Source organism: Shewanella sp. K8 (genome assembly GCF_028823715.1).
In the GTDB taxonomy this organism is placed as follows: Bacteria; Pseudomonadota; Gammaproteobacteria; order Enterobacterales; family Shewanellaceae; genus Shewanella; species Shewanella algae.
In genome coordinates, this window is the sequence record NZ_JAPEHY010000041.1 from 1 (window position 1) to 14,467 (window position 14,467).

Annotated in this window: 14 protein-coding genes; 7 read left to right on the top strand and 7 right to left on the bottom strand. The window is 51.3% G+C overall.

The features are described from left to right. Window positions 1-377: hypothetical protein (locus tag ON072_RS18290; protein WP_274626133.1), on the bottom strand; the 377-nt coding region annotated here is incomplete at its 3' end. Between the two features lie 1,082 nt (window positions 378-1,459). Here ON072_RS18290 and ON072_RS18295 point away from each other — a divergent pair. The 4 genes from ON072_RS18295 (at window position 1,460) to ON072_RS18310 (ending at window position 4,909) form a co-directional block, all read left to right on the top strand. After that, the gene (locus tag ON072_RS18295) at window positions 1,460-2,146 is read left to right on the top strand and encodes a cold-shock protein (RefSeq protein ID WP_208191012.1); all 687 of its coding nucleotides are present in this window, start codon (window positions 1,460-1,462) and stop codon (window positions 2,144-2,146) included. Between the two features lie 208 nt (window positions 2,147-2,354). Continuing rightward, complete coding sequence (locus ON072_RS18300; RefSeq protein ID WP_093982108.1) at window positions 2,355-2,591, top strand: helix-turn-helix domain-containing protein; 237 nt, start codon at window positions 2,355-2,357, stop codon at window positions 2,589-2,591. A 2-nt stretch (window positions 2,592-2,593) separates the two neighbouring features. Next, window positions 2,594-3,895 carry a HipA domain-containing protein gene (locus ON072_RS18305; protein ID WP_144380005.1) on the top strand — a complete coding sequence of 434 codons (1,302 nt, stop codon included), beginning with the start codon at window positions 2,594-2,596 and terminating at the stop codon, window positions 3,893-3,895. 60 nt (window positions 3,896-3,955) lie between these two features. Continuing rightward, window positions 3,956-4,909, top strand: coding sequence for a tetratricopeptide repeat protein (locus ON072_RS18310; RefSeq protein ID WP_261753290.1), 954 nt, complete (start codon window positions 3,956-3,958; stop codon window positions 4,907-4,909). Between the two features lie 105 nt (window positions 4,910-5,014). Here the strand turns inward: ON072_RS18310 and prfH are convergent, their stop codons facing one another. The 6 genes from prfH to ON072_RS18340 form a co-directional block, all read right to left on the bottom strand. Further along, the gene (gene prfH / locus ON072_RS18315; RefSeq protein ID WP_261753289.1) at window positions 5,015-5,650 is read right to left on the bottom strand and encodes a peptide chain release factor H; all 636 of its coding nucleotides are present in this window, start codon (window positions 5,648-5,650) and stop codon (window positions 5,015-5,017) included. Next, window positions 5,650-6,813: an RNA ligase RtcB family protein gene (locus ON072_RS18320; RefSeq protein ID WP_167716864.1), complete on the bottom strand. Its 1,164-nt coding sequence runs from the start codon at window positions 6,811-6,813 to the stop codon at window positions 5,650-5,652. Before ON072_RS18320 ends, prfH begins: the two co-directional genes overlap by 1 nt. Before the next feature lie 401 nt (window positions 6,814-7,214). Further along, window positions 7,215-7,562, bottom strand: coding sequence for a hypothetical protein (locus ON072_RS18325; protein ID WP_025011793.1), 348 nt, complete (start codon window positions 7,560-7,562; stop codon window positions 7,215-7,217). Between the two features lie 338 nt (window positions 7,563-7,900). After that, window positions 7,901-8,335 (bottom strand): HNH endonuclease, encoded by a 435-nt coding sequence (locus tag ON072_RS18330; RefSeq protein ID WP_020442396.1) that lies wholly within the window; start codon window positions 8,333-8,335, stop codon window positions 7,901-7,903. A 49-nt stretch (window positions 8,336-8,384) separates the two neighbouring features. Continuing rightward, window positions 8,385-8,660: a hypothetical protein gene (locus ON072_RS18335; RefSeq protein WP_045283442.1), complete on the bottom strand. Its 276-nt coding sequence runs from the start codon at window positions 8,658-8,660 to the stop codon at window positions 8,385-8,387. Between the two features lie 151 nt (window positions 8,661-8,811). Beyond that, window positions 8,812-9,468 carry a quinolone resistance pentapeptide repeat protein QnrA3 gene (locus ON072_RS18340; protein ID WP_024266192.1) on the bottom strand — a complete coding sequence of 219 codons (657 nt, stop codon included), beginning with the start codon at window positions 9,466-9,468 and terminating at the stop codon, window positions 8,812-8,814. A gap of 422 nt (window positions 9,469-9,890) precedes the next feature. On the opposite strand from ON072_RS18340, the gene ON072_RS18345 reads away from it, so the two are divergent. From ON072_RS18345 to ON072_RS18355, 3 genes are all read left to right on the top strand, one after another. Continuing rightward, complete coding sequence (locus tag ON072_RS18345) at window positions 9,891-10,649, top strand: substrate-binding periplasmic protein (RefSeq protein ID WP_274626134.1); 759 nt, start codon at window positions 9,891-9,893, stop codon at window positions 10,647-10,649. A 181-nt stretch (window positions 10,650-10,830) separates the two neighbouring features. Further along, window positions 10,831-11,310: a tRNA (N6-threonylcarbamoyladenosine(37)-N6)-methyltransferase TrmO gene (gene tsaA, locus ON072_RS18350; RefSeq protein WP_093982668.1), complete on the top strand. Its 480-nt coding sequence runs from the start codon at window positions 10,831-10,833 to the stop codon at window positions 11,308-11,310. Window positions 11,311-11,500: 190 nt separating this feature from the next. Continuing rightward, window positions 11,501-14,428, top strand: a complete 2,928-nt coding sequence (locus tag ON072_RS18355) for a hypothetical protein (protein ID WP_144380009.1) — start codon at window positions 11,501-11,503, stop codon at window positions 14,426-14,428. The last annotated feature ends 39 nt before the right edge of the window (window positions 14,429-14,467 follow it).

Here is a 14,467-nt window from a genome sequence, read left to right on the forward strand (position 1 = left end):
TATGAAGAAGCCTGCTTTATTGTATCAGTAAGTAAATGCTTAAATGCTTGTTTGAAATACGAAACGGTATATTCATGATGAGTTGGCTTTCTACTAGAAGGTGTGCAAAATGTTAAACCTATTTTTTTTGCTTCTACTACTAACTTTGGGGTGCTATTGTGTTTGAGTAAGTAATCTATATATCCGTTAGTGGATGTGTGTGTCTCAGGATTAAATTCTTCAGAATTCCAGCCTAATATTCTTAATATTTCATCAATGATAATTAGCCTGGTTGTTGCCTCATTTGCTGAATGAATTATGTTTTCTTTGTTGCCAAACTTATTGGCCGCTTCCTTTAATTTTTGAAGAGCAATTTCTTTTTGAGATAAATTTATCAAATTAGCTCCTTTGTCAAAATACTATTCTTAATTAAAAATAAAAAATAATTAATGGTTGTACCATTTTCTTTAAGAGTTTTTAGTTTTTCATGATTCTTATTAGGAGAGTTTGAGAACGTAGGCAAAATAGTGTCACGCGACATGGGGGCCGAAGTAGCACCAGTTGAATCAGGGACGAGCGTCTGGCGCGTTGGCTAATTTTCATCATAAGCGCGATGGGGCTTTCCGCTTCGAGGGGGATCGATAAGGGCTATTGCTCGTAGAGCGATAATGAGCGCGAACCATGGATGGTGAGCTGGCTCTTTTGCATGGACGCAATTGTTTGTCGAAAAGCCCCTTTCCCGGTGTGGTGTGGAACACCACGATTCTAGCCAAGCGCAGCTTGGCGCATGGTTGCAATTGGATGGGGATGGCTACCGCAGTGAATTCTAGCTATCCCAGAGCGTACTAAACCGAGTTAAATTTCAATAAAAACAACACTAAAGCTATCAATTTGTTGCCGGTGAAACCTTAGTCTGGGTCACAAATTGCACAGCGGTTAAAGTGGCTTGAGTCAGGGAGATAGAATGAGGTGAGGTGTTGAAAGCTTATCCTTGCCTTTTGCTTGCTCGGGTGAGAGCGGCAGCCATCCCTGATTATTGTTCGCACTTTAGCTGGCGCTTAAGTATTGCTTTTCGTTGGTTTTTTGTTAAAAGCCTAGCCAATCCTACAATATTGCTGCGGTGAAAAACAAGCTTTACCGCATGGGGTTTTGTTGTGCGGTTTGGCTGAAGTAACTTGTTTGAGTGACTTGTTTGAGTTGCCCGTTTAAGTTGCTTGCTTGAGTTGCCTGCTTGAGCTAGCGGCTTCAGTGGATGGTTTTGCTGGCCTGTTAACGGGCAAAAGTGGCTGGCGGGGGAGTAGCAATAATTTTTATGGAAAAGTGAACGGTTTTAACCGGATTTTGAGGATGTTGCAGCAGTTGCTGCTGGGTTGAGATGTTAGTATCGGTTGCTTGAATCTGTTCTGTTGCTGCAGCGGTTTTTGTGGCTGTTGTTGTATAGGGCTTTGGAAGTCGTAGAGAAAGTTATCGGGATTGTGTAGTGAAAGGAAAAGTCGTTTCGTATGTCTCATCTAAAAAATTTGGCTTTATCAATGGGGATGATGGTGAAAGCTATTTTCTGCATGTTTCGGCACTGGTGAACAGGAGTGATGAGGCTAAGCTGGTTAAGAATGTGTTGGTCGAGTTTGACCCTACGCCAACTCCCAAGGGATTGTCTGCCAAGCAGATCCGTATTCCTGAGGTCTATATAAGAGAACGACTGCTGAATTTCTTCACCTCCAAGGGTAGCAATCCCAAGCATGGTGACGCCGCGTTGCGCTTGCCTATTTCGACCCGTTTTTTCAAGGACCCGGCCAAGGGGCGCCAATATATAGAGCAACTGGCTAAGCAGTGTGGCTGTAATGCCGTGCTCGGGCTCGAGTTTGAAAAGAAGACCTTCTCCGAAGGCAACTATCGCTTTACCGGGCATGCTTTCAAGGGGGAGTTGGCCCTGGTCACTGAAAAGCAGCCCTGTGACACCAAAGAGATGGCCCTTGCTGCCGAGCGGCAGTTGCAGCAAAGAATACAGGCGGCTGAGCAGGCCTTTGGGCCGATACAAGAGGCTGAGCTTAAGGCTAGACAGAGCCAGCTTTCCGGCTGCCTCGGCAGCGCCGTCGCCGTGCTGGCTGTGGTGGCAATCCTGCCAGCGGCGATTATCGCCGGTATAGCCGGTCTGTTCCCACAGTAGCTAACAAGGCTATTTCAGCGCCTTAAAAGTGTAACAAACTACACTTTTAAGGCATTTTCGGCTTGAATGGATAAAAAAGTGTATTTAAGTACACTTTTTTATTGTGTCGAGTCTCCAAGAGTATAAAAGTGTATGTTGATACACTTTTATATTGAGTCAGCCCTAAAACACGGCTAAAGTGTAGCAAAGTACACTTTGAGTCTATCTTATGGCCTCCCCATTAACTCCACATTCATTGGGCGCTTTAATTAAGGCCCGTAGAAAAGAAGCTGCACTCACTCTGGATGTGGCGGCAATGCTTTGTGGTGTCACCAAGAAAACCTTCATCCGGGTCGAGAAGGGTGAAGATGTCTACATCTCTACTGTCTTCAAGATACTCGATGGTTTGGGGATCCGTCTGCTGGCGCAGCCCAAGCCTGATGTTGATTCGACCGGGTGGTACTAGATATGAGTGGAGCAGCAAACCTTGTCTTGGATATGCATCTTGGTGATCGAATCATAGGTGATTTGTCATTCGATCCCGCTACTGAGAGTTTTGCCGTCAGTTACAGCCAAGATTGGCGGCAAAACGGCTTTCCCATATCACCCATGATCCCTTTGGATGGCACAGGAAGCAGCACACAGATCGCCATGTTTCTCGGCAACCTGTTGCCCGAAAACAGGGGCTTGGATTATCTCATCGAATCTCTTGGTGTATCCAGGGGCAATACCTTTGCTCTTATCCGAGCCATAGGCTTGGATACTGCCGGTGCCGTTGCCTTTTCTCCCAAGGGGACTGAACTGCCACAGACGGCATTTCGAGAAATCAGTGATGATGAAATCATTTTGCGCCTGGAAGATCCTGAGCTCTGGCCAATGGAGGTGTGGGATGGCAAGCCCAGGCTGTCGGTAGCCGGGGTACAGTCGAAACTGAATCTATTCTACAACGGTAAGCAATTTGGTTTCGGTGAAGGCGCCTTATCATCGACCCATATCCTGAAGTTCGAAAAGCAGCGGCATTTAGTCATCAACGAGTTTCTCACTATGCGTTTGGCGAAGGCGATAGCCATGAATGTCGCGAATGTTGAGGTCCGCCATTTTGGTCGGCACAAATCATTGTGTGTCGAACGCTTTGATCGTCGTTATTTGCCCGCTGAACAGCGGGTGCTGAGAAGGCATATTATCGATAGCTGCCAAGCCCTTGGCTTTAGTGTGAATAAGAAATACGAACGAAATTTTGGTAATGGCCGTGATGTCAGAGATATTCGCGAAGGTGTTAGCCTGCCCAGGCTGTTTGCTCTTGCGGAGCAATGCACTAATCCGGCGGCGGCCAAACAGGATATGCTGCAGTGGACGCTGTTTAATCTACTGAGTGGCAACGCCGATGCTCATGGTAAAAACTACTCCTTCTTCATGACACCGACAGGTATGGTGCCTACGCCTTGGTATGACTTGGTTTGCGTGGCCCTGTATGAAGAATTTGAGCAAGAGCTGGCGATGGCGATTGATGATGAATTCGACCCAGACAAGATCTACGCCTATCAATTGGCCGCGTTCAGCGAGGATATAGGGTTACCCAGAGCCTTGGTGAGCAACAGCCTAACCAGAATGGCGACCAGAATAAGCCAAGAAATAGACGGTGTTATCGCAATGCTCAATGGATTGGATAACGATGAGCAGGCGTTTGTGGCGAGCTACAAAGCACAGTTATTGACAAGGTGTGAGCGCTATTTGGATATTGCGCCCCAAATCAATGAGATGGAACTTTAGAAATAGCTTCTAAATGGTTTCATCGAAACTGTTTGGCTGATGAAAGTAGGGATACAAAACATGGATCAAGAGCTTGGCCCGATTTTGTTTATGGTGGTGCTGCTGGCGCTGACCCTAGGAGTTATGTGGCTGGTTGAGACGCGGCGTAAGCCGACCATGATGCAGGGCTGGTTGGATAAGCAGGGCAGCGAGCGCTTGTTTACCTACTGGGATGCGCCCAGCGCGGCAATTTATGCAGAAGGCGAACCACGGCACTATCGGCGTTTGCTTGGGGCTTGGCAAGGGTTGACGCCACTCGAGGCCTGGTTTCAACATAACCTCAGCCGTATCGGGGTAACACCTGTGGGATTGACTGTGGGCAGTGCCAAGCGTTGGTGTCTTAGGGCCTGGCAGAAACAGCAGGACCCGGCGGCGGCCTATTATCTGGGGATGATGCAGCTGATGGGGCTGGGAGGTAAACCCGAATACCGCTCGGCGCTTGAGTTGTTTACCGCGGCGGAGCAGGGCGGCATTGCCAACGCCATTACCGCCCGCGGGCTGATGTTGCTGCGAGAACCCGCCAATGGCGAAGATTGGCCGATTGACCTTCCCGAGCAGCAGCGCTTTGCCGAGGCTGTCGCCTGCTTTCGGCAGGGGCTTGAACATGGGGATAAGCTGGCGGCCTTGAATCTGGGCTACTGCTTGGAGCATGGCATAGGCATAGCGGCCGATACCGAGGCCGCCATCGACAGTTATCTGATGGCGGCAAGACAAGGTGAGCCCGCTGCCCAGTATCGTTTGTCCATGCTGTTTGCAGCCAGAGGCGATTTGGCCGAGGCCTATGTCTGGGCCCGTGTTGCCAGCCAGTGCTCCGAATCTGATATTGCCGTGGCGCGCAGCCGCAATATTGAGGCCATGCTGGATCAGAGCCAGCGCCATCCGGCCCGTCAGAAGGCGGCGCTGTTTACCCTTGAAATTGTGGCGCCGCGAATGCAGGCATTGGCCAAGAATATGGATTTGCTCAAGGTGGCGTAACTGATAGATCCAGCTGAGCGGACTCAGCTGAGTGAGCCGCAGTGACAGATAGGAAGCAGGCCCGAGCGCCAATCCCGGCTCCCGGCCTGTTCCTTTACCTAAGCTTTAGTCGAGCGGAATAAACTTTTCGCCTTTAAAGCTTCTTCGCGGATTGCCCCGCTGCAGTTCCCAGTGTTGTTGCCAACGCTGTTGCTCTTCCCGGTTCATCTGCTCTTGCTTCAGCGCCTCCAGCTTTTGAAACAGCAAGGCCGTTGCCAGGCGTTTGTTGGCATGTTGGCTGCGCTCGGTTTCAACCCGCACCGACAGGCCGCTGGCGATATGGGTCGCGCGGATGGCCGAGTCTGTGGTGTTCACGTGCTGCCCTCCGGCGCCCGAGGCTCGGCAGGCCTGAAAGTGGATTTGCTTATCCAGAGCCTTGTCATTGACCTCAAACATCTGGCCGCTGAAGAACCAGTTTTTGCGTTTGTGCCCGGGCCTAAAGCGGCTTTGGCAGCTCCAGAGCATGGCTCCCTGCCAAGCCAGCGCCAAGTGCTTGGCCCGGGCTTCATCATTGGCACTGAGTTGCAGCAAGACCGACTTGAAACAGGCGACGCCGGTTTTAGCGTTTGCCTGAGTCACCTCCAACAACTCGTAGCCTATGCCTTGCGCCTGACACTCCCGCTCTATGGTTTGCACCGCCAGGGCCACAGCGCGGCAGCATTCAATCGGACCGGTTCCGGCCGACAGTTGCAGCAGTATCATCAGCAGCACTCCCCGTTGGTTTTGAAGGTCAGCACAGGGCGCAGCCTGGCAACAACCTCAATCAAACCGGCATCGACCATATCGCCAACCACAGTCGCACATTTTTTGTAGGCCTGGGGCGCTTCGTCATACAGCAGTGTCTTGTTACCGCAGATCACCCGGCTTCCCAGGGCGGTGAGGTAGAGATCTTCACGGCTGAACTTGTGCGCCAGGCGGCCCTGACACTCGCCGCGCTGCCATTTTCTCCCGGCACCATGAGCCAGGGAAAACAGGCTGATGTCGGCGGCATCGCCCGCAGCGGCGCAGGGTTTCACCAGATAGCTGTAGTCGCCGCGGGATCCCGGGATCACCACATAACCCTTATCGCTCGGGGTGGCGCCTTTTCGGTGCAGCCAGCCTTGGGTTCCGTTTATGCACTTGGGGGATACCATATTGTGGTTCACATCCAACACCGAGCTGCCAGAGCTGTTGATCGCTTCCAGGAAGCGACACGCTATCAGCTCGCGGTTCAACTCAGCCCAGCGTAGCGCCTCATCGTGTTTGGCCAGATAGTCGCTGAACTCGCTATCTTCCGGACTCAGGCCTTGGTGGCTGTGGCGGCGGATATGTTCCTGCAAAATTGCCTGCCCCAGGCCTCTGGAGCCTGAATGCACCAGCAGTTGCAGATAGCGGCTGTCCAGCCCCAGCTCTTGCAGCGCCGCCTGGTCATAGACAGTTTCTATCGCCTGAAACTCGGCAAAATGGTTACCGGCGCCTATGGTGCCCAGCGCCTGGTCAAAGCCTGTGATGGCTATGCCTTTTTCCCGCTTGCGCTCGACAATTGTTTGCGCCCAGGTTTCATCCAGAGGCTGTTCTATCAGTTTGAACTTGTTCGCCATCTTATCCAGCTTGACCTTGGATAGCTTCAGCGAGCTCTGCCACAGTGACATGCCGCAGCCAATGTCGTTGCCGACCAAGGCAGGATAGATTCTGTTGACGGCAAAAAACGCCGCACCAATGGGATAGCCTCTGCCGGGGTGCAGATCCGGCATTCCTGCCACGTGCTGCATACAGGCCAATTCAGAGGTTTTTATCAGTTGTTGTATTGCCAGCCCTTCTACCCAGGTTTCTTTGGATGCAATCAGGCTGACGCTTTCAGTAAGTTTTTGGACGGATCTGCCCATAGACCAATTCCTTTAAACAGGATTTAAACGATAAACGTATTGGCAGGCCAGTTGACCGAAGCGATAGCTTTACTTGAAAGCTATGAAATCAGTGGATAGCTTTCTGCTATTTAGCGGACAAGACCTGCAAAGGAGGTTGATGTGTTTTGCATGATGTTTTCTCCTCTACAGTGAATGAATGGTGAGCGATGCGGACGCATGGTAATCAGTTTGCCACCATAAGGCAAATATAAATTCAATCACTTAGCTTTATTTGCCGCCGAGCCCTATGGCAAGTGCGCCAGCTTGGGATTGCGGCCGGGGCAGCCGACCGCAGAAAGAGGTTATTGTTTCAGGCCATGATTTAACGCCATGATTTGAAACCACACCAAGAAGCCGAGATAGAACTTTCACTTGCCGGGTTAAGGCAGCGGTTGGCGGGGCTTGGCTTTATCGCTTTTGCTGTGTGCCAGTTCAAGCACTTGTTCAAAGTCCAGACCATTAATCTTTTGCCCTATCAGGCCGAAGTCCATCTGGCCGTTGCGATCCGAGTGGTTCAGTGCTGCCAATGGGGTGTCGAACTCGGCCAGTTGGATTGCCAACAAGGCCATGACAAATTCCTGTTTGTCATGGGAGTTCAGCTGCGCCATGAGTCTGATGACATCCTGTTGGGTCGACTCTGCACTGCTGCCGTCGAAGACTATGGTGTTGGGGGTAGTACTGCAGGCCATCAGGCCGGTCAAAACGATAGCGATTATTATATTCTTCATGAGCTAACTTCCGTTTTTTCGGTGTTCTACTTCCGTGCTGGCTTGTGATCGCCCTGTGGCATTCTCTCGAAGCGCCGCTGGTCTGGGGTACAGTTCCGGCCAACAGCAGTGTCAAGGGCACAGGCTCGGCAGAAGCGAATAATAAATTAAACCGCGACTCTAACAGTTTGAGATCAAAATTTTTTGAGTCGAGTCAAACAATTGACATATAAAGGAAAGGTTTGATTTTTGTGAGGTGTCCCTGTTGCAACAGCCCTGGCTGCCCCTCTTCCTTGAGTCAATCTTTACAAACAGGTTACAGAATACCTCACCCTAAATAGGGCGACAAGTCATAGTGATCATTTATCCAACTTACCCAGATTGCAATCTTCACAAAGTATTTGCATGTTATTAATGTCCAGTGCTTTGTGCGGGTACTTGCTGCGGGGCAAAATATGGTCAACATGCAGCACTATATTGTGTTCGGCTTTAGTGCGATTGCACTCTACACATTTGTGCTCGTGAGTTTGCAGCACCTGATATCTGAGTGCCAGCCAGGCTCTGGATTGATAAAAGTTATCTATGGTTTTGGGCTCGAACTCGCTGAGCTGCTCCGGATGCTCAAAGGCGCGGTGGCCGAGTTCGGGGGAAAAGAAGCTGGCCTGAATATCGGCCTTGTCCTGATGCTTGCTGAGCCATTTCCAAATGCCGCGCAGGGCACCTTGCTCACTCTTGTAACGCCGGGTTCTTATGCTGTCTCCAGTGCGAAAAGTGACTTGGATTTCCAGTTCCATGGGCTTTTCTCCTGAGGGCAGGCTCTTGGTGGCCTGCCGGTATTGAGGCTTAGTTGAGTTCGTCCAACTGTTTGAGGATCTGCGTTTGTTTTTTGGAGAGCTTGATGACCTTCAACGCCTCCCAGAGGGCGATGGCCGAGCCTATGGCGATCAGCAGATAGCAGTTGATGGGGTTATTGAGCGCCGGGGCGAAGGCATCACCTTCGGCGACAACCAGGCCATAGAGTGCCAGGCCTATAAGCAACATACCGGGGGCCCCAAGCAGTTGAGTGATTACCAAAGAGCGCTTGACCTGAGCCAGTTCAGCTTGCAGTTGAGTCTTCATAATGCCTCCTTTGAAGGGAAGGTATAACGCCGGCTGCGACAGCAGAGAAACGGCATTTCGGCGGTTATGCTCTGCTATAGCTGAATCTGCCCTGTTGCAAGCGGGAACTCAAGTGATATTTGCCCGCTTGTCGCTTGAGTCTGCCTTTGAACTAATCCGGCAGCACTATGACTCCCAAGGGTTCCAGCAGTTGCTCCTGCTGCCAGGCACAGATCTTGACGCCTTCGAGGTTGACCCGTCTGGGATCGAGCCCATCCAGATCGGCAAAGGTCAGGTCACAGCCTCGCAGGTTTACCTGTTGCCAGCAGTCGCGGGAGAAGGTGCCGCGACTGAGGTCGGAGCCCATCAAGGAAGCGCCGCTGAGGTTGGCATTGCTCCAGTTGTTTTCAAACAGCTCGCACTTTTCCAGGCATTGGCCGCTCAAATTGGCATAGGCCAGGTTACAGCCTGAGATATAAGCCGAGCAGAAGTACATCTTATGGCTGATTTGATTGTAAAAACGGGCCCGGGAAAAATTGGCGCCCTTGAGATCGCACTCCCTGAACTCTATGCCAAAGCAGTTGGCACCGCTGAAATTGGCCAAAGACAGGCGGCAGGCCTTGAAACTGGCATCGCGCAGATCGGCATAGCTGAAGTGGCACCCTTCGACGGCGCCGCTTTCAATGAAACTGCAATCCTCGAAACTGGCATCCCTTAGCTGGCAATGGCTGAAGTCACACTGATAAAAGCGGCAGCGGCGAAAACGGCTGTCGCTCAAATCCTGGCGTGAGAAATCCTCTTGCTGAAAAACTTTATCAATAATATCCATACGGCTTCCTTTAACCAGGGAGGGCGCTAACTCTCTTTGCTAGCGCTGCCTATGCAGACAAGCATGGGTTTTGTTGGCGCCTTCCCAAAAACCTTTGCAGGCTAACATCGGCACTCTGGAATATCACTAAAAATAAAACCTTTAAAATCATGGTCTTGAGAATTGTTTAAATCGCGATTTTAAGGGGGTAAATCGACATTTTGAGAGCCTTTAAGTGTGTTCCATGCTCAAGGCGTCGTGAAAAATAATTCAAGCCCTTTACGGGCTGCTGACGTGGCTTGCTGAATGCCAGGACTCTCCTTTCGAACGGTTTTGTTAAAAAACATATGAATACAACAACTTACTAAACATTAAAACCCGGGTTTGTATATTGAGCCGCCTTTGACAACACTTAATAGATACTGTTGTCTCGGGGGATAGTTATGCGCTTGCTGCTTCCGCTATTGCTCTATTGTTGCAGCGTTCAGGCTGCCGTGGGGCTTGGTCAACTCAGATATCTCACGGAAGAGTATCCACCCTATAACTTCAGCCTGGATAATGGGGAAGTATCCGGATTTGCCACCGATGTGCTGCGGGCCGTTTGGCGGCGGACAGGTACAGAGCCCCAGACCATAGAACTTCTGCCCTGGGCCCGTGGTTACTATATGTTGGGGAGTCGCGATAACGTGGTGCTGTTTTCCACAACCCGTACTCAGGTGAGGGAACCGCTGTTTCAATGGGCCTGCAGCCTTGGCACCCTGGAGCTGAATCTCTATGCGCTCAAACGCTCAGCGCCTGCGCTGACCAAGTTGGAGGATGCCAAGCATTTGCTGGTGGCAACCGTCAGGGAAGATGTCGGCGAGCAGTTGCTGCTGAGCCAGGGTTTCGATCCGGCTTTTTTGGTACGTACCAGTAGCCTGGAGCAGGCAGTCAAGGTGCTCAACAGCGGCCAGGCCAGCTTGTTGTCCAGCAATAGGTTAACCTTACTCAGCACTCTGAGACGCGGGGGCTACGACCCCGAGATAATGCAGCCCTTGGTTAAGGTGAGTCACAGGCCCTTGTGCTTTGCCTTCAGTGCCAAGGTGCCGCCTGAACTGGTAATGCGCTTTCAAGCTAATTTGGATCAGGTGTTGAACTCTGAAGAGGGCAAAAGTCTCAGAAAACAGTACTTTCACGGCGAGACCTTACTGAGCTTGCCCTAAGGAAGGTGCAAACAAATACCATGTGTGCTCTGCGTCGGTTTATAAGTCTGGATGCAAGGCTGTAAGCCGCAAATGGCCTTAGTCCTTTGCAAGAAGCACTTCCCTAAGAATGTGAGTTGCTTTGAAGACCCCTTTGCCAAGCTGAGGTAGACTGCAATTCTGTATTTGCAACGGAGTTGTTATGCAAGTTGTCAGCTTTACCGCCATAGGCCATGCCGAAACCCAGTACACAGAACTGGCCAATATGCCGATTCAGGGCAGCAAGGTCGCCGATAATCAAGGAGTTTTGGTGATCCATCCCGACTATGTCGAAGGGCTGGCGGACCTCGATGGTTTTTCTCATGTTTATGTGCTGTTTCATCTGCATCAATGCAAGCAGGGCGCGCTCAAGGTTAAACCTTTTCTCGATAACCAACTGCGCGGTGTATTTGCTACCCGTTCGCCCAAGCGCCCCAACCCCATAGGCCTGTCGATACTGGAAATCGACCGGCTGGAGGGCAACCGCATTCATGTTAAGGGAATCGATATGCTCAACGGCACCCCTATCATAGATATCAAGCCTTATATTCAGGCATTTGATTGCGTGCAAAATACCCGTGATGGTTGGTACGAGCAGGGCAAAGATCCGCTGCAAACCCTCTCTGACGACAGATTTGCCTGAAGTTATTAGAGCGCACGCTTTTATCGTTCGGCATACTTAATAATGGCTGTGGTTAACATAAAAAACACTTAATCGTCTCGCCTTTATTTCATTTGTAACCAAATGATCTCGGTTGTGGCAAAAATTGTTGTTTTTTATTGAAGTGGTAGTTTGTTGACTATATATTGCCCCCGCTTTTTATGGGGGTTATATGAAACAAACAGTGGTAATTTTGCTGCTTACGGCAGCTTTGTCCGCCTGTGGTGGCGGTGGCGGCGATGATTTGCCTGCTCAGAAGACCAACGACAAGACAATTCACCAAGGGCTCAAGGTGCAGAATCTGCAGCTGAGCTACAGTGCCAATCAAAGGTTGCAAGTCAGTGTGCAGGGTAAGGTGGGGCAGCTCAGCTATCAGTTGAACGAGCCGAATACTGATATCCTGCTGTTGCAGGACAACCAACTCTATATTCAAAATGCCGGTGAAACCGGTGTCACAGTCAAAGACAGTGGCAACGCCACCACGCTGGGTACCGAAAGCCAATTTATGGTGAAAGTACTGCCGGCTGCCCGCGGCCCTTTGCTGGTCAACGATCTGCTGCTGAAACCCGGAGAGGCAGGCAAGCTGAGCATCAGTGGCGTCAAAGGAACCTTGAACTACCAACTGCCTGAATCCCAGTCCAATGTTTCCTTGAATGCCGGTAACGGTGAAGTGAAAGCCTTTGTGCCGGGTGAAGTGACTCTGCAGGTCAGTGATGATGGTGGTCGTAATTATCAGGCCGCCGAGGCGCAACTGAAGATTATTGTTTCCCAGCCCGATGGCGAATTTGCCAAGGTATTACCGCTGGCGCCCAAGCCCTTCGTTGAGGGAGCGCAGCTACAACCTATGCTGCAAGGCGAGCCCTTACCCGAAAGCTGGTTCCGCGTTGCCGATGGTGCGGCGCAGGATGTGGTGCAGTTGAACCCCCGCACCGGGGCCATGGCTGTTATGCATGCCGGCAAGACACGTATCGAACTGATACAGCCGGGTCGTTATAGCGGAGAGGCCGCCAATGTGCAGGGCTTTGATGTGACCATCAACCAGGCACAAAATACGGAATTGGCGCTGGAGCAGCAAGAGTGGGCTTATGCGCCTTATGCCGAAGTGTCTTTGCTGGCGCGCGGTAACAAGGGCCAGGTCAGTTACCAGCTGTTGGCCGGTGATGATGTTGTTACACTGGAGTCGGCCAATGGTGATTTGAAACTCTTGGGTGCCGGTAGCGCCAGTATCCGCGTGCAAGACAGTGGCGATCGTGACTATGGTGCAGCAGAGATCACTTTGCCTTTGACCATACTCAAGGGGACTAGTCAGCAATTGTCTGTGGCCGATATCTATCACAGCTTTTCCAATGACAGACTGTGCCTGCAAGTTCAGCAGGCCAGAGGTAAGCTCGAATATGCCCTGTCTCCTGGGGCTGCCACCGATGTCATCAGTCTGCAGCAAGATGGTTGCTTCGATATGCTCAAGGCCGGTGAGGTGAGTGTAACCGTGACTGACTCGGGCGATGATAATTATCATCCTGCCAAAACGCAGGCCAATATTCAGATAAGCAAGGCATTGAATACCGAGTTGAAGGCGCAGGCGCTGAATTTTGCCAAGGCTGAGGATCAGTTGTTGGCTCCATTGGTTACAGGTGCCAAAGGCCCGTTGAGCTACAGTTTTGACGCTGGGGTTACTGCATTGAAGCAGGAGGCCGATGGCAGTATCCGCGTGGTGGGTTCCGGTTATGCCGTGGTTAAGGTACACGATGCCGGGAATGACCAATACCAGGCTGCAGAAACCAGTTTCACCGTCAATGTCGGTGCTATGGATGGCACTCTCAGAGTTGAGCCGGTCACGACTGTGTTTGCGCCAGGTAAGTTGGTACCAGTCAATTTCAGTGGCGTGCTGGGGCAGCTTAGCGGTGGTTTGAGCGCTGGTTCCGCCAATGATGTGGCCGAGTTGAATCTCGCCACCGGGCAGATAAAGGTGCTCAATGCGGGGATTACCTATTTCACTGTGACCGACAGCGGCGATACAACACATAGAGATCGCAGTGTCAGTCTGCGGGTCACTGTCACTAAGGCTCCGGCGAAAATGCTCAGCTTCAGCCAGTCGCAGTTGTTGACCGAATATGGTCAGGCGCAGCTCTTGCCTCCGACTCTTGATGGTGTAGTGTCCGGCAGTAGCATCAAGTATTTGCCGGAGCCCTACGGCCAGGATGTGGTTGACCTGAATTCGGTATCGGGCAGTATGCAGGTGAAAAACGCCGGTTCACTCAAGGTCACGGCCACCGCTTCACATCGCAACTATGAAGATGCCATCGCCAGTTTTGATGTGAAGGTGAGTCCTGCCCCCTATCCCGGTGATTATCCCCAAGTGGAGAAGGATGAACAACCGGCCTTCTTCCCGGGTATTAGTGTTGAAAGTGGTCGGGTTAAAGCGCCGTATGGCAAGGTGACCCATGAGATCACTCAGGTCTACAATCCCAAAGAGATGGCGATAACGGCAGATGATAAGTTGCTCTTGGTGGCCCTGCCTGAGTCACATCCTATCTCTATGTCGGTGACAGATGATGGTGGCCGTAACTATCTGCCGGGCACCCTGACTTACAGTGTATTTTTGCAAAATCCACAACCGGGTTCAGGTGAGGAGCAGCAACTGAGTTTCAATGGCGCCGAATTGAGTGTCAGCTCTCCGGCAACAGTTGCCAATGGTGATGAAGACAAGAGTTATTTCCTGCTGCAGGAATTCAATAAACGCGCCAAAGCCGTGGAAGGCAAAGACTATAGCCTGTTGTCAGTTCGGGTGAAAAACGACAAAGGTCAGGTAGGTTTGGCTACTCTGAGAGCCAGTCGCAGTGGCAAGTGTGCCGATGGTTCGTTGGCTGGCGGCGCTATCGAAAAACCTTTGCTGAAGTTTGCCAGTTGTCCGGCTCAGGTGACTTTGAGTCTGCACCCGGAAGATGGCTATAACGGCAGTCTGCCGGCGGGCCATTATAGCGCGGCTGAACCTTTGATTTTGGTTCACTATGCACCGGCCTATGAGCCAGGTGCCGTGGTAGCCGCAAACAACAACAGTCCTCGCGCCTGGTGGTTAATCCAAGTGGATCTGACACTCTGATAGTGCCTCATCTGAAGTAAAGAGCAGCGCCCCGGCGCT